A 23,467-nucleotide genomic window follows, 5' to 3' on the forward strand; every position below is an offset into this window, starting at 1 on the left:
GATTACTCTTCGCCTTCGCCCTTGGACTTGATCTGACTGTTGAGGGTCTTTCCGGGGCCGAGCATTGCTGCGCTGAGCGTTGCCCCTGGGCCGAGGATTTGACCAACCAACATCGAGATTTGTTCTTCACGGCTGGGCCATTTGCTGACCGCTTTGATGGCATCTGGATCGAGCTTTTCGCCGTCCAGAACGCCGCCCGTGGTGACGAACTTTTCGAACTTCTCGTCGTCCTTGTCCAGTCGGACGGCTTCCTTTACCAGACTAACGAAGTCGCTCGAGCCCCAAAGCACGGCCACTTGACCGTTTGTTCCTTCGAACGCGGGGTGCAAGGACGTGCCTTCAGTGGCGCGTCGGGCGAGCGAGTTTTTGACAACCATCATCTGGATGTCTTTGCCACTCAATTCGCCACGTAGCTCGTTGGTCGTGTTTGCGTCCATGCCGGAGCAATTGACCAACACGGCATCCTCCACGCCTTCAAGCCGACGCTTGAGATCGCGAGTCACCAGTTCTTTGACGTATTTACTCATCGGATTATTTCACTCGAAAGAGCCAAGCCTTGGCCGCAGTTGGATGTGATCGTTTGGGGGTGGACCAATCAGATTGATCCGCCAGCATCCGTGGAAGTCATCGCTTCGGGATCAGATGCTGACTGGTCGGCGGCACCGGTGATGAATCAACCGGCGAGCCTATGCAGCTAGGTGGCAACGCGGACGCTGGGGGTCATCGTTGCACAGATCGCCACGCCTTTGATGTACGTGCCTTTGATCGACTGAGGCTTCATGGCCGTCACGAAGTCAACGAACGACTTGATGTTTTCTTCCAGCTTGTTGGGCTCGAAGCTCATCTTGCCGACCATCGCGTGAACGTTGCCACCCTTGTCGTTGCGGAACTCAACCTTACCGGCTTTGTACTCGCCGACGACTTTGCCGACGTCCGGGGTCACCGTTCCGGCACGCGGGCTGGGCATCAAACCACGAGGACCGAGGACACGTCCCAAAGGACCGACCAAGCCCATCATGTCGGGAGCCGCGATGCAGACGTCAAAGTCGGTCCAGCCGTCTTTGATCTTTTTGGCCAAGTCTTCTTGACCGACTTCATCGGCTCCGGCTTCTTCAGCGGCTTTGGCTGCGTCGCCTTTGGCGAACACAACCACGCGTTGGGTCTTTCCGATCCCGTGTGGAAGCACGAGCGAACCGCGGATGATTTGATCCGCTTGGTTCGGGTCAACGCCCAAACGCATGTGAATTTCAACCGTTTGGTCGAACTTCGTGGCGTCGTATGTTTTTAGAACCTCGACGGCCTTGTCCAGCGGAAGGGTTTCCTTCGGCTGTTTTTCGAGGGCGGCGCGATACCGCTTGGATTTCTTTCCCATTTAGTCACGACTCATTTGTGTCGGGTGGTATGGCGATTCCACGCTGACCCGGTCAGAAAGCGACGTCAAACCGAGCTGCAAACGCGTTGGCGAGGGGCCCAGTTTGGTCGATTTGCCGGCGGCAGAATCTCCCACTTGTTAAACGATTGCTCCCCAATGCAAGGACCGGGTCGCGATCGAAGCGGGGGAGTTTGGCGAAGGCTGCTAGCATCGTCAACCTCATTTAGCCGAAGCTTTTGGGTTTTTTTGCTGTTTTTGAGAAGCTAGCCTTTACCAAGGCACATCGGTTGCAATCGTACAACCGCTGGATCAAGAACTGCCACAAACGGGCAAAAATTCGAGCGTCGGAAGCCCCGTGTTGTCACACGGAGCTGGTGTCTCGACGGGACGTCTTGGCGGAATCTTGTCGCCGGGTTGCATTTCACTTGCGTGGCAGAAGGGCGAGGCATTTGATTGACCCGACGCGGGTGAATGACTTGGCGGGACCGGATGCTGCTGGTGGCGGCGGGCTTGATTTCGCGGAGATTATCCAGCCTGTTCGGAGCTTTCCTGGAAGCTTGGGTGCCTGACGCCGGAAATTTGGGTCCGAAGACGATGCGAGCCAGCAAGGCGAGCAGAGGACAATGTGTACGGTCGCTTCAGGTCAGCTTTGCTGAGCCGAGCGATTTTGATGAGAAACAATTGAGAGGAATTTGAATGTCTGATTCATGGCTGACCGCGCTTCCGGTTTTCAACGAAGTCAATTACGTCGATGAAGTCTTGGAAAACGTGCTGAAGTACGCGGATCACGTGCTGGTTGTTGACGACGGCAGCAGTGATGGGACCGCGGAGCGACTGGACGGTTGGGCCAACCGGCGACCGGAATCGGTTTCGGTGGTTCATCATGCTGAAAACCGTGGCTACGGAGCCGCATTGCAAACGCTGTTTGCTTATGCGGTGGAGCATGGTTTCGAGGGAGTCGTCACGCTGGACTGCGATGGTCAGCATCAGCCTTGCCGGATTCCTGAGTTCATCGAGGCGGGCCGAGAGGCTGACATTGTTTCTGGTAGTCGTTACTTGAAGCAATTCGACGGCGACGACGAGCCTCCGCAGGAGCGAATGTTTATCAATCGTCGCATCACGGCGGACATCAACCGCCGTTTGGGGTTTGAACTGACGGATGCATTTTGTGGGTTCAAGGCTTATCGCACCGACGGGCTTCGTCAGATGAAGATCACGGACGATGGCTACGCGATGCCGCTGCAGTTGTGGGTCGAAGCCGCCGCGGCGGGTTTGAAAGTGACGGAATTGCCCGTTCCGTTGATCTACTTGGATCTCGAGCGTTCCTTCGGCGGGTCGCTCGATCACGCTGAGACTCGGTTGAAGTATTACAACCGAGTGCTCGATGACGCGATCGACACCGCTTGCAAAGAAGGTCGATTCCGATCAGCCGCTGCCGACAAACAGTCTACCGGTAATCAGTCTGTCGGTAATCAGCTTGGTGAGTCTCCCTGCGGGCAGCGATCGAAACGTGCGAGCTGAGTCGGCTGTCTCAACTGAGTCGGCTGCCTCAACGAGGCAGCTTTCGGCTGGACGCGGCTGCCAATGTTGTTGTGTCACACGTTTCCCGCGTCGCAGTCGCTAATTGGCGAATCGGCCGTGATGCCAATCCGGCCGCCATCATCAATCGGGCCAGTCCGACCATGGTTTGGTGCCACTGGTGCACCATGTCGGGCGTGCCGAACGATTGTGCGTCGCTGCGATGGAAGCCGATCTCGCTGACTCGGATCTCTGTGCCCATGTGCAGTAGGGCTTCCAGCATCACGTGGCCGTGACGGTCCGAATCGGTCAGGCCTTCGTCGTCGTAGATCCACAAATGAGGCTGCATCGCCAGGTCCACCAGGTGCATCGCGGCGGCATCCGCATCCATCGCGTCGATGACCAGCGAGCGGGGACCACACTGAACGTAAAACTTGGCCATGGTTGTTCTCTTCCGTGATAGGGGGCTTTTGCGGGAATTTGTCGCCGGAGGTGATGTCCCCCGGCGACACCTCTAAGATCGCAGCCGCCGTGACACGTTTGGTCATGGGAAGAGGGAAAGAGGAAAAGGGCCGCAGGGGCTCAGTGGGGAGGGCTGAGGGCTGAGGGCTGAGGGCTGAGGGCTGAGGGCTGAGGGCTGAGGGCTGAGGGCTGAGGGCTGAGGGCTGAGGGCTGGCGATTGTCGCGGATCGCTCCGTCGGTCCGCGCCACAGAGTAGGTTGGCCACTCCTGGCCGACCGCTGATTGCGATCCGTTTGGGTGGTGAGCTCGGTTGTTTGGTAGAAGCTCGATGCCGAAACTCCGCATCGGCCCAAGTTGTCGAGCGACTTGGCGAGGTCAAGCGTGTGCAACCGATCGCCAGCGAGCATCCGATCAACAAGAGGCAAGCAATGAAGAGGCAATACCAGCGGCCGATATCGGATCGCTCAAGCGAAGTCCCCCCGCACCTCTCTTCCCTCTCCGCACTCAGCCCTCCCTGCCTCAGCCCTCCGTCCTCAGCCCTCCGTCCTCAGCACTCGTCTCCTCTGCACTTCCACTCTCAAAAAACCCGTTTCTCTCCATTTACAAAACAGCAGCGTCCTGGATAAACTGCCGGGCTTTCCTGGAAAAACCGCTTTTCGCCCGCCCCCGTTCGACACGTGTTCGACTCCCTCTCCGAAGGTCTGCAGTCCGCTTTCAAAAGCTTGTCTGGAAAAGGCAAGCTGACCGAAGGCAATATGCGCGATGGCCTGAAGATCGTGGAGCAATCGCTGCTGGAAGCCGACGTTAGCTACAGCGTCGTCCAGCAATTCATGGAACACGTGACGCAGCAAGCACTTGGGAAGCGAGTGCTGCTTTCGCTGCGTCCACAAGAAGAGCTGGTTCGAATCGTCTATGACGAGTTGGTGGAGACGCTCGGGCCCGTTGATTCCTCGCTGAATCTGAAAGCCGACGGCCCCACGATCATCATGCTCTGCGGGTTGCAGGGGAGCGGTAAAACGACGACCTGCGGCAAGCTGACCAAGCTGTTGCAAGAACAGAACATCACTCCGTTGCTGGTGGCTGCTGACTTGCAGCGTCCCGCCGCCATCGAGCAGCTGAAAGTCATCGGCTCGCAACTGAACGTGCCTGTCCACGCGGAAGTGGATCACAAGGACCCCGTCAAAGTTTGCCAGAACGGCGTCGAGATGGCTCGTCGCGACGGAAATCGCGTGGTCATTTTGGACACGGCTGGCCGCTTGGCCATCGACGAAGAATTGATGGCGGAGCTGAAGAAAATCGATCGCAAGGTCGGCCCCGATCAAGTCTACCTGGTGGTTGACGGGATGACCGGGCAAGACGCGGTCAACAGTGCCGGGGCTTTCAACGATGCGTTGGAGCTGGACGGCGTGGTGATGACCAAGCTGGACGGTGACGCACGCGGTGGTGCGTTGTTGTCGGTCAAGCAGGTCACTGGTGTTCCGATCAAGTTCATGGGGACCGGCGAGCACTTCGATGCGTTGGAGCCGTTTCGTCCCGAGGGCATGGCCAGCCGCATTTTGCAGATGGGCGACATTGTCGCCGCGGCACGCGAAGCTCACCGTATTGTCGACGAGAAAGAACGGGAAGAGCTGGAAGCCAAGATGGCCAGCGGCGATTTCTCGCTCGACGATTTCAAAAACATGCTTCAAAAGGTGGCTCAGCCCGGTCTGATGGGCCGCATGATGGGTTTGATGCCCGGCATGAGCCAATTTAAAGAAGCGATGGAGTCGGAAGAGGCCGGGGGCCAAATTCGGCAAATTATCGGAGCCATCAACTCGATGACTCCCAGTGAACGCAAAAACCCCAAGCTGATCGATGCGACTCGTCGCACGCGAATCGCCAAGGGTGCCGGCGTTCAATCCCCCGTTGTCACGCAATTGATCAAACAATTCGACGTGATGAAGCCGATGATGCAAGCCATGTCCGGAAAGGGTTCCGGGGATCGTATGGCCATGATGCGGCAGATTCAAGCCAACGCGATGTCGGGTGATCCGCGTCTGGGAGGTTTGAAAACCAAGCAAAGCACCGGAAAGCGACTGACTCCGGCTCAGAAGGCTCAGCAACGCAAGGAACGCGAAAAGCTGAAGCGAAAACTAAAACGAAAAAAACGCTGAGTGAGATGCAGTGGGCGAGACCTGAGTTGGTACAGCCCTCAGTCTTCAGCCCCTCAAATCACCTCAATCCTTTGGAGAAACGACCGACATGGCAGTAAGAATTCGCATGAAAAAGATGGGACGCACGCACCGTCCTTTCTTTCGTGTTTGTGCAGTGGATCAACGCAACCCACGCGATGGCCGCGTGATCGAAGAACTCGGCACCTACGACCCAATGTGCCCAGAAACCGATGCACGCACCTCGCTGAAGACCGAGCGTGTTGATTACTGGCTTGGTGTTGGGGCTCAGCCCAGCGACAAAGTGGCTGTGTTGATCAAGAAGTACGGCACCGAAGGCACCCACTTGGAAGCTCAAAAGGCTGCCGTGGAGCGTTTGGGACGCCGCAAGGATTACACCCCACCACCAGAAGCTCCCGCTCCGAAGCCAGCTCCTGCTGCCGAAGCTCCCGCCGAGGAAGCACCTGCGGAAGAGCCAGCCGCAGAAGCTGCTTCGGAAGATGCCGCAGCGGAAGCCACCACCGAGTGAGATTCGACGTTGTCACCCTGTTTCCGGCGATCTTTGACGGTTATCTGACCCAAAGTTTGCTGGACAAGGCGATTGTTCGAGGTTTGGTTGAGATCCAACGACATAACCTCCGAGATTGGGCCGAAGACACTCCTCACCGCAAAGTCGATGATCGACCGTTCGGTGGCGGCCCCGGAATGTTGTTGCAAGTCGAACCAACCGTGAAGTGTGTTCGAGACGTGGACGCGATGTGCGACGTTCCGGCTCGAAAGATTTTGTTGACCCCGCAAGGTCGACGGCTGGACCAAAGGTTGGCCGAAGACCTCGCCACCAGCGACCGCATCATGTTGATGTGTGGTCGTTACGAAGGATTTGATCAACGCGTGTTGGATATCCTCCAACCCGAAGAGATCAGCATTGGTGATTTCGTCCTCAACGGGGGCGAGGTCGCTGCCATGACCATCATTGACGCTGTCGTCCGGTTGCTGCCCGGCGTGCTTGGCGATGAACAAAGCAGCCTGGATGATTCGTTCAGCCGTGGTAATCGGATGCTCGAGTTTCCCCAGTACACCCGGCCGCGAGAATTCGAAGGCCATACCGTGCCTGACGTTTTGCTCAGCGGTGACCATGCGGCGATCGCCAAATGGCGAGCCGAGCAGAGTCGGGTGAAAACGATTGATCGTCGCCGCGATTTGCTGCCCGAGAATTCGAAACCCAACCACGAACACCCCAACCAACGCTCCTGAACAGCACAGAGGTTTTCCAATGAACAACGCCATCATGGAATTGGTCGACAAGGCCAATCAGAAAGAAGACGCCCCGCAATTCGAAATCGGCGACACCGTCGACGTGCACTCCAAGATTCTGGAAGGCAACAAAGAGCGGATCCAGGTGTTCACCGGCGTCGTGATCGCTCGCAGCGGCAAGGGTGCTCAAGAGATGTTCACCGTTCGTCGCATCGTGGCTGGCGAAGGCGTGGAGCGTAAGTTCCCCGTGCACAGCCCGCGCATCGAAAAGGTTGAAGTCAAACGCAGTGGCGTGACCCGTCGTGCCAAGCTTTACTTCCTTCGCGACCGCGTCGGAAAAGCTGTTCGCTTGAAAGAGCGTCGCCGCGTCTGATCGCGGGGAGCGTTTCGTTCATATGCATCGCCAAGCTGCTCGGGTTTCTCGAGCAGCTTGTTTGCTGCGCGTAAAGTGGAAAGGGAAGCAGAGGCTCAGGGCCACAGGAGGACAGTGGGTGAATCTACCATCGCGTAGGTCGTGTCTCACATGGCGCCCCGACCGATGCTTTGGAACAAAGCGAGGTCACACCCGGTTGGCGACTCACCCCCTCGGGCGACGACAAGCAGTGATTCACACACCAGGGCATTGGTGGATGTAGTCGGTAGTGCGTTGGGCGAGACTTGTACCGGCGGTGTGCAGGAGGGTGTCGGCCAAGAGTGGCCAACCTACGAGGGAGCGTGGGTCGGCGGCGAATCTGCCATCGCGTAGGTCATGTCTCACATGACGGCCCGGCCGATGCTTTGGAACAAAGCGAGGTCACAACCGGTTTGCGGCTCGCTAATCCTGCCCGCGGCGCCAGCCAGTGAGTCACGCACTAGGACATTGGTGAACGCAGTCGGTAGTGAGCGTGGGCAAGGCTCGTGTCGGCGGTGTGCAGGCGGGCGTCGGCCAGGAGTGGCCAACCTACGAGCGAGGTAGACCTTCGGTCGTCAGTCCTTTCAAGGCTTCGCGGAGCGGATCATCGTCGGGGCCGCAGAATCCCCAGTGCTCGCGTCGCCGCCAGCCTTCCGCGTGTTCAAATTTGCCGCTCATCCGGCCAACCATTCGAGACAGGTCGCGCATCGTTTCCAGGTAGCTGTCCATGCCCTGGCTTTCGTCCAACCATTGCTTTTGGCTGGCGTGGCATGCCAAGGCGGTGGTCTTTTGTTCCATCACATCGGACGTGTTCACGTAGAAATGCGGCGTGACCAGCTCGCCCGTCGGTTGTCGGCAGCCAACGGGTTGAGCGTGATAGACCGTCACGGGGTCCATGAAGACTTCCGTCGGCGGATCGCTCGGATAGTTTGGCATCCCGTGGCAAAACGCGGCGCTGACGCCCAATCGGCAAGCCGTTTCGTGATCTTCCATGTAATCGACGGGTGAGTGCACGAGAACGATGGACGGTTTGCATTGCCGGACCACCGCCACGACCTTTTGCAGGTTCGCATCGTTGTAGGTGACCTCCATGTCCGGGCAGATCGGCGGGTAGAAGGTCGCTCCCAGTAACGCCGCCGCCTGCTTGGCTTCTTCCAGTCGCGTCGCCGCGCATTCGGATTGGTTGAGCGTGGTGCTGCCGCGGGAACCGTCGGCGAGGTTCATGTAGTGCAAGTCCCATCCTCGTTGGGCCAGCAGCAACATGGTTCCGGCGTAGAGAAATTCAATGTCGTCAGGATGAGCAGCGATGGCGAGCGCGGAGGGCATTCAGGAACTTCATTTCGAGGAGACGAGCCGGAGTTTCTCAAGGGGCACATAATACCGCACGTAGCGTTCGCCGTTCCTGAACAGTTCGCCTTTGGGGTCGTTCACCAAAACAGTCGCTCGCCGAGTGATGCGGTTGACGCGTCCGACAATGCGTTGCGATCCGTTCTGGAACATCACCTGGTCACCCACTCGAATGTTGAACTTGGTGGCCGCGCGTTCGCGTTGCGTGATTAGATCGTGCTGGTAGTCGGTGTGTCCGAAGAAGCTTCGGGCGATCGACTGAAAGCGTTTCTGATTGCAGTTGCCCGCGTTCCAAATCAGCATCTCAATCAGGTGCGTCATCTCGTGTTCGGCGACCCGCTGCATCGCTTCCAGGCGATCCTTGCACTTGCGTCCGGTGACGGTCACCGGACGGTTCACGTCCTCGAAGGTTTGAAACAGCAACGTCGAAGACAGGATCATCTCGAACTTTCGCGGTCCATTGCGGTTGCCGTTGGGGTAGTGGGTCACCAGCTTGCCGGCCGCACTGGTCATGCGTGAAGAGAATCCAAATTCCAGTCCTTCCGCCTTTGCGACCGGTAGCACGCGGCCCTCGAAAAAGGCCTCGTCGAGCAAGTGAATGAGTCGAACCAAGTCATCGCGTCCCACCCGAGCGAAGTTGGGGCGGTCGATGGTGCGGCTGAGGCTAAGGACTTCGTTGTGAATCCGCTTTTGCAGTTCAGGGATCCGCTTTGGATCTGGACGACGTTTCTGCAGAAACTCGGCCAGGGCAAACAGCGTGTCGCGGTCTCTTGGCGGGATCACTCCGACGGGCGGCTGCGTTGGCGTTGGTTGTTGCTTGGCGGGTGCCGCATGCGGATCGCGTTCTGTGACCGCTTTGCCGCGACTTTTGGCGGCGGTTTTGTTGGGCGATGACGGTCGCGCGGGTTCCAGGTCGGTGATGGGACGACGCTTGGACGCGGGGCGGCGGTGCGGGGTGGCTGACATCCGCGTGTCTACGCCTTGGCCTCAGCGGCACGCATCGTTTTGGCGGCTTCTTGCCGAGCCAGCAAATTCTTCTGGTATCTGCCTTGAACCACGTCGACCACGATCAAAATCGCGAGCACAAAATAGAAGGTGCTCTTGGCCATCGGGTGAACTTCGTGACCGAACAGCGAAACGTGAGCCAGGTGCCCGCCTTCGCTAACCAGCATCACGCCGACGATGAACAGCACGAACAGTCCCAGCACTTCATACATCCGGTTCTTTTTCAAAAACTCCGAAACCTTGTCGGCCAAAAAGATCATCAGTGCACCACTGATGACGATGGCGGTGGCCATGATCCAGAAGTTCTTGGTCAGTGCCATCGCGCTGAGAATCGAGTCGAACGAGAAGACCAGGTTCATCAGCACGATCAGTCCGATGGTCTTGCCAACACTGGCTTTGGGGGTGTCCTCGGAGTGGCCGAGTTCCGGTTCGGCGAGCAGGTGGTAAATCTCTTTCAGTGCGGTCCACAGAATGAACGCACCTCCAAACAGAACGATCAGGCTGTGGCCGCTGATCGCACCATCGATGTAGCCGTTGTGGAATTCGACGAACGGTTCCTCCAAGAGTGCGATGACTTTCACGACGACGAATAGCAGCACGATCCGCAGGATGACCGCCAATCCGATGCCCAGTTTGCGGACCATCGACTGTTTGTCTTGTTCGACCCGTTTGCTTTCGATTGAGATGTAAAGCAGGTTGTCGAACCCAAGAACGGCTTGAAGCAGCACGAGCATCCCGAGCGTGAACAAGCCGGAGATTGAAAACAGTTCAGCCATGGCGACGAGATTCCGTGCGGTTTAGGAAGGCGAGTCGTTGGACAACAGGTCGAGAACGGATTGCATGTCGGGAGGGAGCGGCGCGGTCAGCGTCATTTCCTTGCCCGTCTGCGGATTGGTGAACGTCAGTGATTTCGCGTGCAACGCTTGGCGGCCGAGGATGACTTCGTCGCCTTCCGCGGTCGGTTTCGCGCCGGGCGTTGCTTCTTCGATCCCCGCCAAGCGTCGAATTTGCGAGCGTGTCAGTTCGGAGTGCCCGCCATACAGTCGGTCGCAAAGAATCGGGCAACCGATGTGTGCCAAGTGCACTCGAATTTGGTGGGTGCGTCCGGTCTTGGGGTGCACGTCGACACGGGTGACTCGTCCGTGGCGTTCAACGACTTCGTAAAACGTCGAGGCTGATTTGCTGGTCGAGTGGCCTTCGCGGATGGCTTGTTTGTCACGTTGGTAAGGGTGCCGACCGATCGACGCGTGGATCCAGTCGCGGTCGCGGTCCAGTCGTCCGGACGTGATCGCCGTGTATTGTTTCTTCACTTCGCGATCGTGCCACTGAGCCGCCAGGTTCAGGTGCACGGCGTTGTTTTTCGCCACCACGATGACGCCGCTGGTGTCCCGGTCCAACCGGTGGACAATGCCGGGGCGTGTGGGGCCGCCGACATCGGAAAGCGATTGAAAGCGAAAGGCCAACGCACTGGTCAGCGTTCCGGTCCAGTTGCCTCGCGCGGGGTGGACGACCATTCCCGCGGGTTTGTTGATGACGACCAGTCCGTCGTCTTCGTACAAAATGTCCAGCGGGATGTTCTCCGGCACCGTGTCATCCGAAGCCGGTGGCGGAACACGAAAGCGGACCACTTGGCCGGCTTTCACTTTGTAGCTGGGCCGAATGACGCGACCGTCGACTTCCGCACCGTCGTTCTGAACCGCATCGCGAATTTGCGAGCGGCTGTATCCGTCGCAGGATTGGGTCAAGAACAGATCGATTCGAAACCCGTGGGCGGATTCAGGAACGACAAATTCTCGCATCACTCGTCGGATGCGGCGGGGTCGTCGGCAGGCGGTTCCACGGTGGGAGCTTCCTCGGCAGAGATTTCATCAGTGGCGGTTTCTTCCACCGATTTTTCTTCCACAGCTTCCTCCGTTTCAGCGGGCTTTTCTTCGGAGGCTTCTTCGCTGGCGGTTTCTTCCTTCATCTCTTCCGCGGGTTGCTCTTCCGGCTCAGCGGGCTCGGTCGTTTCCGTTTTTGCCGCGTCCGATGCTTCTTCAGCGGGCTCCTCGGTCTCGTCGGCTGAGTCATCCATTGGCAAATCCAATGGTGGTAGGTCCAAGTCTGGCAGGTCTGGCAGTTCGCCGGCTCCCGGCAGCGATGGTGGCAAGCTTGGGTCCGCTGGCGAGAAGTCTTGCTCATCGAACCAAGCGAGGAATTCTTTTGATTGCGGCGACGAGAGAACTTCGACGCGTGCTTTGGCTTCTTCGATCATGGCGGCCGATTCGCCAACCGCCATCGCGGCTTCGTATTGCTCGATGGCACCTTCGATATCACCGCGAGCTTCGGCGATCTGCGCCAATCCGTAGCGGGCTCGCGATTGAATCATCGCGTCTTTGCTCAACTGCATGGCTTGCTGGTAAGCGTCGACGGCATCGTCGAGCAATGTTTCGGCTTCGTCGCGACTCGTGTACAACGAAGAAATTCCAGCTCCCATTTGTTGTCCGCCCTGGTACAACCGTGCCCAGGCCGCTGCCGAAGTGTTGGGGTATTGAGCGGCGATGGTCGCCAAGCTTTCGGTATCGCCGGTGATCGAAGCGTCGATCAATTGCAGTGTCGCATCGCTGCGATTGTCCGATTGAGTGCTGGAATAAAACCCGTATCCCAACACGGCCACGAAGAATGCAGCCACGCCCAGTGCGATGGGTTTGGAGTAAGGCTCGATCGAGTGATTCAACTTCCCGAGGGCTCCGGCAAGTTCATTCTCGTTCAGCTGATGACGTCGCTCGCTGTTCATACAATCGCAGGGGTGGGGAGATTCGGATCCGTGAGCCCGAAGTATAGAAATCGCCGGAACTTAACGTCAAGAGAAGCAAGAAGCACCCATCCCCATGACTGCTCCTGAAAACCAACCTTCCGAATCCAAGCCTGCCAGCGCGAAGACGAGGGTGTTGATCGCCGAAGACGACCCGGTGCTGCGGCATTTGTTGCAATTCACCATCCAGCGAGCGGAAATGGATGTCACCGCCGTGGCGGACGGCCAACTCGCTTGGGAGACCATTCAATCCGGCGAAAAGTTTGATGTGATGGTCACCGATCACGAAATGCCCTCGCTCAGCGGCATGGAACTCATCCGCCGTGTCATGGAAACGTCGCCGATCTCCGTGATCGTTCTCTGCACCGCCAAAGGGTTCGAAATCGATCCCGATCAAATTTGCGATCGCCCAGGTGTGGTGTCGTTGATGAGTAAACCGTTCAGTCCACGGCAATTGGTCCACATCATCCAGCAACGTTTGGCTGGCAACGCCGCCGAGTGAAACCTCAACCGGAGTGGTCTAGAATCGAAGGATGAGGGGGCTCGTCTGGTCAGTGGTTGATGCCTGGTGGACGATGCCGATTCGTTCACAACACCATCGGAGGCGAGGCGATGAAGCGGAATCGTTCGGGGCTGAGTTTGTTGGAGGTGGTGGTCGTGTTGGGGTGCGCGCTGATTGTGTTCGCGCTGCTGATACCGGCAGTCTCTACGCCTCGGGAGTGGCCGCGCCGCAACCAGTGCTCAACACAACTGAAGAATTTTTCGCTCGCCGCGATCCAGTACGAGAACGCAAGGGGGCGATTTCCCGGTTGGGTGATGGACTTCGGGAATTTTGGTTGGGACCCGGAAACCGAAACCGTGCTCGAGCAATTGAATGATCCCAGTTCAGCACCGTCTGGTCCGCTCGAACGTGCGGCAGAGGGCTTGGTGCCGCACCGCAAGGTCGGCACGTGGGCGGTGGCGTTGTTGCCCTGGTTGGATGCTCAACCGACCTACGAACACTGGACCGAAGATCGCTACCCGATTTTGACGCGTGGCGAAGGTGCGACACAGGAACAAAGTGGCACGGGGTTTCATCCTTTGGCCGCGCCGCAGTTTGCGATCTTTCAGTGTCCAAGCGATCCGAATAACGATGGCGAAGACAATGGTCGCAGCAGCTACATCGCCAACACGGGTGTCTACTTTCCGCCGAGCGATTTGATCGCGGGAACCCATTCGATCTTTCATCCGGACGGCACCGTGAAGGAAATTGGCTTTGAGGAGTCGATGTCGGTCGAGTTTGGTGTGTTCGGCAACCGGCTCTCGGCTCGGGCGGCCAACTGGGACGAGGATCTGCGAGTGCCAGTCGCGGAGCCGATTGGTTTGGATGATTTCAAGGACGGAGCAAGCAACACCGTTTTGTTTTCGGAGTCGCTGCATGCGATGCCGTGGCATCGTGCGGGCTTCGTCAACGATGTCGATTTGATGTTTGAGCGGCATCCAGACGAAGTGGTGTTTCCGCCGTTGAGTCGATTCACCAATGGGATGGTTTGGCACGGGGTGGACTGGAGCAACGGCAAGCAGCCACGTGAGATTCATTTGATCAACGGCAATCGGTCGCTCACGGAATCGATGCAGATGGATCCTGGCAACGCGACCGACTTGGCCCGGCCGTCGTCGGCTCACACGGACGGTATCAACGTGTCAATGGCGGATGGCGGGACGCGGTATGTTTCGGATTCAATCGATCCGAGAGTCTGGCAAGCCCTGATGACCCCCCGAGGCCGAGAAGAGATCCCCGAAGACGCGTTGTATTGATGTGGTTGGTGGTTGGTGGTTGGTGGTTGGTGGTTGGTGATTGGTGATTGGTGATTGGTGATTGGTGATTGGTGATTGGTGATTGGTGATTGGTGATTGGTGATTGGTGATTGGTGATTGGTGATTGGTGATTGGTGATTGGTGTTCAATTATCTCGGCATGAGTCGTCGCGGAATCAATGTCGACACCGGGCGGCTCGCGCCGCATCCGCTAAGATTGTCGCGGATCACTCCGTGGTCCGCTGCTGCGCCGTTGTTGGCCACGACGTAGGTCCGGTTCCACCGGACGTTTGCGAGGAATGCATGTTGCGAATTTCGGTTCTCGCGAATTGATTCGCGGTGGTGCGTGGGAACCGCGGCTAACGCCGATCGGCTGTTTGGTCTTTCGAAACATCTGGCGTGAATTGCTAGGGTCACGTGTTGTTTGGCGTTTCACCTTTCGCCATACAGGGCATGGCCTACACGGGGATCCTGATCACTGTGTCCCTGTGGTCCTTTCTACTTCCCACCCGGCATTCCTCGCATGCGTTTGCGGCGGCAGCAGTGTTTGAACTTTTTGCCGCTATCGCAGGGGCAAGGATCATTGCGTTGCACGCGGCCTTTTCGACGCGGGCGTTTGCTGAACAGTCGCTTGGGGTCTTGGTGGTACATCTTCCGAAGCATGTTGTAGAGCTGCGGATCTTTGGTTTGCAGTTGGGCCGGTTTCTCGAAGAAGTACTCCGACAGCACCGCGAAGTACTCGGCCTCGTTGGTGTAGGCGTAGTCATCGATGCCGGAACGGGTGCCTTCGGACCGGAGTTCTTCGCCGACCCATTTCACCCAAGGCTCGGTGACCTCCGCGGTCGCGGACACGGGAATGCCATCCACGTCTCCGTCGGCTTTGTCGACCAAGTGAGCGAACTCATGAATGCCGACGTTTCGCTTGTCGCCTGAGTTGGAAAAACCTGCCAGCAACGATGGTTTGGAGAGAATCATCACGCCGCTTAAGTGGGCAACGCCGATCATCCCCAACGTGTTTTTGTCGCCTTCGCCTTCCGTTTGATAATCCTCGCCGAACGATCCGGGGTAGATCAGCACTTCGCCCAAACCGGAATACTCAAAATCATCCAGACCCATGATGGGGATCACGGCACTGGCTCCCACCAGAGCACGAGTGGTTTCGTCGACGTCGGTACGAATGCCGGTGACGGTGACTTCGTCCAGGAAGACCTTCATCCGATTTTGGAAATCGATGCGACGATCTTCCGCGAGCATGCGGTAGTACTCGACATATTGTTGCAGCGCCAATTCCCAAACATCGGGGAAAGGCGTCGCGATGACTTGAAGTCGTCGTTTGGTTTTGCGTCGCACGAACCAATGAGCGACCCAAGCGATCGGCAACGCCAGCAACGTCCATGGCTGGAGGAATGCGAACCCGATGATCAATGCGCCGACTGCGAATGAAATCGCAAACGCGAGCCGGCGATTGGATCGGTCCATTTCAGGAGTGACAAGCAACGAGAGGCAGCCCAAAGGAGAAGGTGAGATTCAAGAGCGAAGTCATCATAGACGCGGGGCGGGTTGTTTCGGACAGGCGTTCAAACTTCTGGCCGAGCGGCATGCGCGTCGCGGTCTCGATCGAGGCATGGTCCTCCGTGAGTGCGACTTTATCTGCCCTCCCGACGGTCGACTTCATCCGTCAGTAGGCGAAGACGGGCCGGGCAGTTATTCTCGTGGCTCCGTCGGCAGATTGTCTGGCTGACCCATCCCACCCTTTTGCTGTTTTCGGCCACCCCGTGCACCGTTTCGATTCCATTTCCGTTGCCCCGCCCGATGCCATTTTGGGTTTGACCGAAGCGTTCAAAGCGGATGAACGCGAAACGAAAATGAACCTCTCCGTCGGCGTTTACCAAGACGCGACCGGAACCACGCCCGTGCTGCGTTGCGTGAAAGAGGCCGAAAAACGGTTGGTGGAAACCGAATCGACCAAAGGCTACTTGTCGATCGATGGTCTTCCCGACTATCGCCAAGCCGCTCGCGAGCTGGTCTTTGGCGACCAAGTCGAAGCCGCCCGAGTCGCCGCGGTTCAGTCGCCCGGCGGAACTGGTGCGCTGCGAGTCGCTGCGGAATTCCTCGCCAGCCAATGCGGTCCGCTGCGGATTTTCCTGCCCACACCAACTTGGGCCAACCACAACGCCATCATGGCGGCGGCTGGATTGCCGGTTGAAAACTACTCGTACTTGGCGGCTGATAAAAAGACGTTGGACTTCGACGCGATGATCGAAGACCTGAAGTCCAAAACCAAAGCCGGCGACGCCGTGTTGTTGCACGCTTGTTGTCACAACCCCACCGGAGTCGATCCGACGCCCGAGCAATGGGAACAGATTGGGGCTGTCGTCGCCGAAAAGAATTTGTTGCCGCTGCTGGACTTCGCTTACCAAGGGTTCGGCGAAGGTTTGGAAGAGGACGCCGCGGGTGTTCGCACGATCTTGCGTCATGTGGACGAAGCCTTGGTGTGCTCCTCGTTCAGCAAGAACTTCGGGCTGTACAGTGAGCGAGTCGGGACCGTGTGCTTGGTTTCGGGGTCAGCCGACACGACCAAGGCCGCGCTCAGCCAACTCAAACGCCTCGTCCGAGCCAACTACAGCAACCCACCACGTCACGGCGGAGCCATCGTTGCCACCGTTTTGGCCGATGCGGGGCTGACCAAAATGTGGCATGAAGAGCTGGCCGAAATGCGAACCCGCATCGCCTCGCTTCGCCAACAATTCGTCGATGGAATGGCCGCAACGGGAGTCGACCAAGATTTCTCGTTCCTGCTGGATCAAAAGGGCATGTTCTCGTTCAGCGGATTGACTCCCATGCAAGTCGATCAGTTGCGGACCGAGCACGGCGTGTACTTGGTCGGCAGCGGACGGATCAACGTTGCGGGCATGAATGAATCCAGGATGGGATGGTTGTGCGACGCCGTGGCGGCGGTCTTGCGATAGCCCTTTCATTCTTTGTCCAATGCATCCGCGGCGGACAATTGGCGACCCCGAGTCGTCCGCGACGGTTGTGTGTTCCCTGCGACGTCCTGTTTCTAACCACCATGATCAACCGCCATGCCATTAGAACTTCGTCGAGCGTTTTTGATTTTGGCTGCCGTCGTGATGGTGGTGGCCGTGGTCTGGGCGTCGCGATTCGACGCGATGCCGCCCGCGGAATTCAGTTTCCAAAACGGGACGGACCCGAAAACGCTCGACCCGCACCGAGCCACCGGCCAACCGGAAAGCCGGATTCTGTTCAACATCTTCACCGGGTTGTTGGAGGAGTTGCCTGAGGGCGACCCCGATCCGGAAACGGGCGTCCAGCCGATGACGCCGCAACCGGGCATCGCCACGTCCTACGACGTTTCGCCCGACAACATGACCTACACGTTCACTCTTCGTGATGACGTGACATGGAGCGACGGCGTCCCCATCACCTCCGCCGACTTCGTGTGGTCGTGGACCCGCATGCTGCATCCTGAAACGGCGTGCGAATACAACTTCCAACTCTTCGGCGTCAAGAACGCGGAAGCCTACGCGACGGGCGAGGTGAAACCCGGCGACAAAGTTGAAATTGAATTGTGGGATCGCCCGGGCGAAACCATCGACGGTGAGCCGGCGCAGCAAACCTTCCCTCGGGGCACAATCGTCCACGGCACGCTGACAGCTCTCGACAAACCGCCAATGCCCAACTTCCCGGAAGGTGCGTCGAAGGAAGAAAAGTCAAAGATCACCGCCGACTGGCAATCCGAATGGCTTTACACGGTGGATTTAGCGACGGTCAACGGTGACGAGATCCTATGGGACGAAGTCACCCAAACCGTCACCTACACCAAGAACCTGCAAACGCCGCTGGCGGATGAAAACACCCAGCGGACTCACGCGGTGTTGGTGGCATTCGATCGGTTGGGAGGCGTCGAGGCGCCCGACGAAACCACGCTGATCGTGCGTCTTCGCGACCCGCTGCCCTACTTCCCAAACTTGGTCGCTTATTACCCGCTGTTCCCAGTGCCGCGACACTGCATCGAGGAACATGGCAAACCAATGTGGACGCGGCCCGAGAATATTGTCACCTGCGGTCCTTACAAAGTCGGCCTGCGAAAGCTGCGTGACCGAGTCCGTTTGGTCAAAGACGAAAAGTGGTACGACGCGGACAACGTGCAAGTCGAATCCATCGACGCGATGTCAATCGAAAGTCAGAACACCGCTCTCAATATGTACGAGACCGGTGAACTCGATTGGGTCACGGATCCGCCAGTGACCTTGATCGAAGAGCTCAAGAAACGCGACGACTACATCGGGGCGCCGTATCTTTCGGTTTACTACTACGAACTGAACACCAAACGACCACCGCTTGATGACGTTCGCGTTCGCAAAGCGTTGTCGATGGCCATCAACCGCGAACAGATCGTTCGCGAAGTCACCAAAGCGGGCCAGCAACCGGCGTTCGCGTTGGTGCCGCCAGGCATCGCGGGGTACACCCACGAAAAGGGCAACCGCGGATCACTGGAAGAAGCCAAGGAACTGCTTCGCGAAGCGGGGTATCCCGGCGGTCGAGGCTTTCCCAAGTTCACGATTCTTTACAACACCAGCGAAAGTCACCGTGCGATCGCCGAGGTGATCCAGCAACAGTGGCAAAACAATCTGAATATCAAGGCTGACCTGCAGAATATGGAGTGGGGCAGTTTTCTCGACAAGCGTCAGCAACAACGTTACGACATTTCACGAGCGGCATGGAACGCGGACTACCCCGACCCGAACACGTTCTTGGATCTGTTCCTCAGCGAAAGCCCGCAGAACAACACGGCTTGGGACAATCCCCGCTACGACGAATTGCTCTCACTGGCCGCATCAGAATCCGACAAAACCAAACGCATGGAACTGCTTGCTGAAGCCGAGGCAATCTGGGCCGATGAGCTTCCCGCCATTCCGATTTATTACTACGTCGGTTTGAACATCATCAAACCCTACGTCAAAGGTTTGCACCCGACGCCGCAAGACACGCACCCGTTTCAAACGATTCGATTGGAGGGCAAGCCATGAAAGACTTGCTCGGTTTCCTTGTCCGACGACTTGGCTGGATGGCCATCACGCTGTGGGCGGTCTACACCGTTTCGTTCGTGTTGATGCGAGCCGCCCCCGGCAGTCCTTTCAGTGCCGAACGCGCGATGCCTCCCGCGATCGAGCAGCAGATGCGAGCCCGTTACAACTTGGATGCTCCGCCGCTGCAGCAATACTGGGACTACATGTGGGGCATCATCAGCCGCGGTGATTTGAGTTGGTCCATCAAACTGGAAGACTACAGCGTCAATCAAGTCATCGCGGAAGGCTTTCCGGTGTCAGCATCGCTGGCGATCTTCGCTTTGGTGTTTGCCATCATCTTGGGTGTCTCCGCAGGAGTCATCTCGGCGGTTTATCGAGGCAGCTTTGCTGATGTGGCGATGATGGCCACCGCCGTTTTGGGCATCGCCATTCCCAACTTTGTGTTGGCGTCGATTGCGATTTTGCTGTTTGTGTTTTTGATCCCGTTGTTCCCCGCGGCGGGTTGGGGGACGCTTCGGCAAGTCGCCTTGCCCGCGTTGTGTTTGGGTTTGCCCGTTGCCGCGTACATCGCCCGGTTAACGCGAGCCGGCATGTTGGAATCGCTCAGCCGTGAACATGTTCGCACCGCGTTCGCAAAAGGATTGCCCAAACGCACTGTGATCTTAAAACACGTTTTGCCCGGTGCACTACTGCCGGTGGTCAGTTATCTGGGGCCAGCCACCGCGGGCGTGCTGACCGGTTCATTGGTGCTGGAAAATATCTTTGCTTTGCCGGGCATGGGCAGCCACTTCATCTACGCGGCGACTCAGCGTGACACGACGCTGGCCACCGGAATGGTGCTGACCTACACGGTGTTGCTGTTTGTGATGAACACGATTGTCGACTTGGCATACGCTGTCATTGACCCACGGGTGGACCTGGAATGAACCTTCCCGATTCAACCAAGAACGAAGAAACGCTGACGAAGTTGCTGGAGGAATCTCGCAACATTCGTGGCGTGTCGCTTTGGAAAGACGCTTGGCGTCGTCTGCGTCGAAACCGTCCCGCGATGACTTCGCTGGTGTTTCTGATTGGCTTGGGGTTGGTCGCGTTTCTAACGCCGATGTTGCCGCTGCAGAGTCCGCTCGACAAAGATCTCAATAACCGACGTTTTTTGCCGCCATCGACTGAGCCCATTGTCATGGGATCGCGAGAAGGACTGAAGTTCGCCGATGGAAGATTGACCAGCCAGCTGGCACTCTTTGAAGCCGAAATCGAGGAGGAAACGTCGCAGGCCATGGCCACGTCGGATCCCGTTCAAAGAGCCAAACAGTTGATCGCGATCAACGATCGCATTCGAGTCGAACATCCATTCAATCAACTGTGGAACCAGCTCGGTGGAGTCAGCTTCGCCATGGTGCGCATGCGAGTGGCAATCTTTGGCGACTATGCCGTGCCGTCGTTGTTCGGCACCGACAAGCTCGGGCGTGATTTGCTCGCTCGTGTGTTTTGGGGCGCGCGTGTTTCGTTGGTGGTCGGCGTGGTCGCGACGCTGGTGAGTTTGTTGATCGGTGTCAGCTACGGTGCCATCGCGGGTTACTTTGGTGGTTACGTCGACGCGGCCATGATGCGGATTGTGGACATGCTGTATTCGATTCCATTCATCTTCGTTGTGATTTACTTGGTCACGTTCTTGGGTGAAGAAAGCGTCAAAGCGTGGCTGGAAAGTTATGGCATCGATCAGATCATGATCTTCTACATCATCATCGGTGCGATCTATTGGTTGACCATGTCGCGAGTCGTTCGCGGCCAAGTCCTGTCGCTGCGGCAGGAGCAATTCATTGAGTCCGCTCGCACGATCGGTGCATCACCCATGCGAATTGTGTTTCGACACCTGGTGCCCAATGTGCTTGGCATCGTCATTGTTTATTTGACGTTGACCATTCCGGCTGTGATGTTGTTCGAAGCGTTCTTGTCGTTCTTGGGGTTGGGGGTTGCTCCACCCGATGTTTCGTGGGGACTGCTCCTCAATGACGGCGTAGAAGCGTTGTCGAGCATCAAGCTGTTCTGGTGGGTGGTGATCTTCCCCGGTGCCGCGCTGGCGATGACCTTGTTCGCCCTGAACTTCTTGGGTGATGGTTTGCGAGACGCTTTGGATCCAAAGATGAAAAACCGATGAGCGAAACGCACGGGGATCCCATGACGACTTCGGAAGCCGCGACGTTGGATGCAAAAGACGCCCCTCGCGACGGCGGTTCGTCACTCCTGCAAGTCTCCGATTTGCGCGTCAGTTTCAAAACGGACGAGGGGCACGTCAAAGCCGTTCGCGGGATATCTTTTGATGTTCGCGCGGGCGAGACTGTTGCCATCGTGGGAGAATCCGGAAGCGGAAAGAGCGTGACCAACTTGGCGATGATGGGATTGATCCCGCAGCCTCCCGGTCGCGTTGATTCCGGTTCGGCTTTGTTTCAAGGTCGTAATCTCCTGAAGATGAACGCTCGTGAATTGCAAGCCATTCGCGGACGCCACGTCTCGATGATCTTTCAAGATCCGATGACGGCCCTGAATCCACTGATGACCATCGAGCAGCAGATGACCGAAATGACTCGGTTGCACCTCAGTCTGACGAAGAAAGAAGCATCGGCTCGCGCGGTCGAGATGCTGGGGATGGTCGGTATCACTTCGCCCGAAAAACGCCTGCGTGATTACCCGCATCAATTCAGTGGCGGGATGCGTCAACGAGTCATGATCGCGATGGCGTTGTCGTGCGAACCAGAGTTGCTCATCGCGGACGAGCCCACCACGGCGCTCGACGTCACGATCCAAGCTCAGATCATGGATTTGTTGGCTGACCTGCAAGAACGCAAAGGCACAGCGATTGTTCTGATCACTCACGATTTGGGTGTCGTCGCCGGGGTCGCCGATCGCGTGATGGTGATGTACGCCGGACGCATCGTGGAAAAGGCGAACGTCGATGACTTGTTCGAATCACCACGTCATCCTTACACGCTCGGGTTGCTCGGCTCTCTACCGCGATTCGATACCGAACAACACGACCAATTGTCGGCGATACCAGGCGGCCCGCCCGACATGTCGGAACCCATTGTCGGTTGTTCCTTCGCACCTCGATGCAGCTTCGTGGAAGACGTCTGCAAAAAGACCGAGCCTAATCTGGAGCGGAAGGTTGCGGTGTCCGGCGGCGTGAATTCGTTGCCAGTTGTCCAGCCGCATTTGGCCGCGTGTCACGTGGAGGTGGCTTGATGAGCGAATCAACATCGCAAGCGGTGAAACAATCGCCCACTGCGACAACGTCATCCATCGATGAGTCACCGTTGTTGCGAGTCCGTGACCTGAAGGTGCACTTTCCTTTTCGACGTGGCTCGCTGTTCAATCCAGAACAAGGCGTGATCCGAGCCGTCGATGGCGTGTCGTTCGACATCGCCAAAGGAGAAACACTCGGTTTGGTTGGCGAATCGGGATGTGGCAAATCCACCACGGCTCGCGCGATCATCAATCTGGTGCATCCGACCTCAGGTGATGTTCGCATCGATGGCAAGTCGATCGCCGGTCTGTCGGACAAAGCCATGCTGCCGTATCGACGGCGAGTTCAAATGGTTTTTCAAGATCCGTTTGCGAGCTTGAATCCGCGGATGACGGTCGGGGGCATCATTGGCGAACCGCTGAAGGTTCATGGTCTAGCATCTGGCAAAGACCGTCAGCTCGAAGTCTTGCGATTGATGGAGTTGGTGGGACTGAACCCACGGTTTCTGAATCGATACCCACACGAATTCAGTGGCGGTCAACGCCAACGCATCGGCATCGCACGGGCGCTCGCGGTGCAGCCCGATTTGATTCTTTGCGATGAACCGGTCTCGGCTCTCGATGTTTCGATCCAGGCTCAGATCATCAACCTGATGATGGATCTTCAGCAGAAACTCGGCGTGGCTTACCTGTTCATCGCTCACGACTTGGCGGTGGTCCGCCACATCGCGAATCGGGTGGGAGTGATGTATCTGGGGCGGATCGCTGAGTTGGGGCCTGCGGAAGAACTCTACGCCGACCCCAAGCATCCCTACACGGAAGCCTTGCTGTCGGCGGTTCCGATCCCCGATCCCAAAATCGCGACCCAGCGCCGGCGAATTGTTCTGCAAGGCGAGGTGCCATCGCCCGACAAGCATTACCCGGGCTGTTCTTTCGCGGATCGTTGCCCGATCGCGGTGGACCGTTGCCGTACCGATCGGCCCGGATTGCCGGCTCGCCCGCATGCGGCGGCTTGTTGGGAGCGTGATGATCCGCCGGAAGTTTGATAAGCTTCGGGATTGATCTCCAATCTCGCTGTTTCAAACGT

22 protein-coding genes are annotated in these 23,467 nt (G+C 57.6%); 13 read left to right on the top strand and 9 right to left on the bottom strand.

The features are described 5' to 3' along the window. Positions 1-2: 2 nt before the first annotated feature. A complete protein-coding gene (gene rplJ / locus LOC70_RS08385; RefSeq protein ID WP_230253156.1) occupies positions 3-527 on the bottom strand; it encodes a 50S ribosomal protein L10 in 525 nt (174 codons plus the stop codon). 167 nt (positions 528-694) lie between these two features. Next, positions 695-1,372 (bottom strand): 50S ribosomal protein L1, encoded by a 678-nt coding sequence (rplA, locus tag LOC70_RS08390; RefSeq protein WP_230253157.1) that lies wholly within the window; start codon positions 1,370-1,372, stop codon positions 695-697. A gap of 696 nt (positions 1,373-2,068) precedes the next feature. Between rplA and LOC70_RS08395 the strand changes: the two genes are divergently transcribed. After that, positions 2,069-2,893 (top strand): glycosyltransferase family 2 protein, encoded by an 825-nt coding sequence (locus tag LOC70_RS08395; RefSeq protein WP_230253158.1) that lies wholly within the window; start codon positions 2,069-2,071, stop codon positions 2,891-2,893. 28 nt (positions 2,894-2,921) lie between these two features. On the opposite strand, the gene LOC70_RS08400 is transcribed toward LOC70_RS08395, so the two are convergent. Beyond that, entirely contained in the window at positions 2,922-3,332 is a 411-nt protein-coding gene (locus tag LOC70_RS08400) for a hypothetical protein (RefSeq protein ID WP_230253159.1), read from the bottom strand. A gap of 697 nt (positions 3,333-4,029) precedes the next feature. Between LOC70_RS08400 and ffh the strand changes: the two genes are divergently transcribed. From ffh to rplS, 4 genes are all read left to right on the top strand, one after another. Continuing rightward, positions 4,030-5,505, top strand: coding sequence for a signal recognition particle protein (gene ffh / locus LOC70_RS08405; RefSeq protein WP_230253160.1), 1,476 nt, complete (start codon positions 4,030-4,032; stop codon positions 5,503-5,505). Positions 5,506-5,611: 106 nt separating this feature from the next. Further along, positions 5,612-6,031, top strand: coding sequence for a 30S ribosomal protein S16 (rpsP, locus tag LOC70_RS08410; RefSeq protein ID WP_306796847.1), 420 nt, complete (start codon positions 5,612-5,614; stop codon positions 6,029-6,031). Next, on the top strand, positions 6,028-6,756 hold the full coding sequence (gene trmD / locus LOC70_RS08415; RefSeq protein ID WP_230253162.1) for a tRNA (guanosine(37)-N1)-methyltransferase TrmD: 729 nt from the start codon (positions 6,028-6,030) through the stop codon (positions 6,754-6,756). Before rpsP ends, trmD begins: the two co-directional genes overlap by 4 nt. A gap of 19 nt (positions 6,757-6,775) precedes the next feature. Beyond that, positions 6,776-7,129: a 50S ribosomal protein L19 gene (gene rplS / locus LOC70_RS08420; RefSeq protein ID WP_390889015.1), complete on the top strand. Its 354-nt coding sequence runs from the start codon at positions 6,776-6,778 to the stop codon at positions 7,127-7,129. Positions 7,130-7,696: 567 nt separating this feature from the next. On the opposite strand, the gene LOC70_RS08425 is transcribed toward rplS, so the two are convergent. The 5 genes from LOC70_RS08425 to LOC70_RS08445 are packed head-to-tail and all read right to left on the bottom strand — an operon-like array spanning position 7,697 to position 12,275. Further along, complete coding sequence (locus LOC70_RS08425; RefSeq protein ID WP_230253163.1) at positions 7,697-8,473, bottom strand: PIG-L deacetylase family protein; 777 nt, start codon at positions 8,471-8,473, stop codon at positions 7,697-7,699. A 9-nt stretch (positions 8,474-8,482) separates the two neighbouring features. Continuing rightward, complete coding sequence (locus LOC70_RS08430; RefSeq protein ID WP_230253164.1) at positions 8,483-9,460, bottom strand: hypothetical protein; 978 nt, start codon at positions 9,458-9,460, stop codon at positions 8,483-8,485. Between the two features lie 8 nt (positions 9,461-9,468). Continuing rightward, the gene (locus LOC70_RS08435) at positions 9,469-10,275 is read right to left on the bottom strand and encodes a TerC family protein (RefSeq protein ID WP_230253165.1); all 807 of its coding nucleotides are present in this window, start codon (positions 10,273-10,275) and stop codon (positions 9,469-9,471) included. 21 nt (positions 10,276-10,296) lie between these two features. Then, a complete protein-coding gene (locus LOC70_RS08440; RefSeq protein WP_230253166.1) occupies positions 10,297-11,298 on the bottom strand; it encodes an RluA family pseudouridine synthase in 1,002 nt (333 codons plus the stop codon). Then, positions 11,298-12,275, bottom strand: a complete 978-nt coding sequence (locus LOC70_RS08445) for a tetratricopeptide repeat protein (protein ID WP_315857221.1) — start codon at positions 12,273-12,275, stop codon at positions 11,298-11,300. The genes LOC70_RS08440 and LOC70_RS08445 overlap by 1 nt, the downstream gene beginning before the upstream one ends. Positions 12,276-12,369: 94 nt before the next feature. Between LOC70_RS08445 and LOC70_RS08450 the strand changes: the two genes are divergently transcribed. Continuing rightward, positions 12,370-12,795: a response regulator gene (locus LOC70_RS08450; RefSeq protein WP_230253168.1), complete on the top strand. Its 426-nt coding sequence runs from the start codon at positions 12,370-12,372 to the stop codon at positions 12,793-12,795. A gap of 110 nt (positions 12,796-12,905) precedes the next feature. Continuing rightward, on the top strand, positions 12,906-14,090 hold the full coding sequence (locus LOC70_RS08455; protein WP_230253169.1) for a DUF1559 domain-containing protein: 1,185 nt from the start codon (positions 12,906-12,908) through the stop codon (positions 14,088-14,090). A gap of 497 nt (positions 14,091-14,587) precedes the next feature. Here LOC70_RS08455 and LOC70_RS08460 read toward each other — a convergent pair whose 3' ends face one another. Beyond that, positions 14,588-15,568 (bottom strand): zinc-dependent peptidase, encoded by a 981-nt coding sequence (locus tag LOC70_RS08460; RefSeq protein ID WP_230253170.1) that lies wholly within the window; start codon positions 15,566-15,568, stop codon positions 14,588-14,590. Between the two features lie 296 nt (positions 15,569-15,864). Here LOC70_RS08460 and LOC70_RS08465 point away from each other — a divergent pair, with 296 nt between their 5' ends. The 6 genes from LOC70_RS08465 (at position 15,865) to LOC70_RS08490 (ending at position 23,426) form a co-directional block, all read left to right on the top strand. Next, on the top strand, positions 15,865-17,058 hold the full coding sequence (locus LOC70_RS08465) for an amino acid aminotransferase (protein WP_230253171.1): 1,194 nt from the start codon (positions 15,865-15,867) through the stop codon (positions 17,056-17,058). A gap of 114 nt (positions 17,059-17,172) precedes the next feature. Next, entirely contained in the window at positions 17,173-19,140 is a 1,968-nt protein-coding gene (locus LOC70_RS08470) for a peptide ABC transporter substrate-binding protein (protein WP_230253172.1), read from the top strand. Next, complete coding sequence (locus tag LOC70_RS08475) at positions 19,137-20,066, top strand: ABC transporter permease (RefSeq protein WP_230253173.1); 930 nt, start codon at positions 19,137-19,139, stop codon at positions 20,064-20,066. The genes LOC70_RS08470 and LOC70_RS08475 overlap by 4 nt, the downstream gene beginning before the upstream one ends. Further along, positions 20,063-21,298 (top strand): ABC transporter permease, encoded by a 1,236-nt coding sequence (locus LOC70_RS08480; protein ID WP_230253174.1) that lies wholly within the window; start codon positions 20,063-20,065, stop codon positions 21,296-21,298. The genes LOC70_RS08475 and LOC70_RS08480 overlap by 4 nt, the downstream gene beginning before the upstream one ends. Beyond that, positions 21,295-22,380, top strand: coding sequence for an ABC transporter ATP-binding protein (locus LOC70_RS08485; protein ID WP_390889016.1), 1,086 nt, complete (start codon positions 21,295-21,297; stop codon positions 22,378-22,380). Before LOC70_RS08480 ends, LOC70_RS08485 begins: the two co-directional genes overlap by 4 nt. Next, entirely contained in the window at positions 22,380-23,426 is a 1,047-nt protein-coding gene (locus LOC70_RS08490) for an ABC transporter ATP-binding protein (RefSeq protein ID WP_230253175.1), read from the top strand. The genes LOC70_RS08485 and LOC70_RS08490 overlap by 1 nt, the downstream gene beginning before the upstream one ends. The last annotated feature ends 41 nt before the right edge of the window (positions 23,427-23,467 follow it).

It is taken from the genome of Rhodopirellula halodulae, assembly GCF_020966775.1.
GTDB lineage: Bacteria > Planctomycetota > Planctomycetia > Pirellulales > Pirellulaceae > Rhodopirellula > Rhodopirellula halodulae.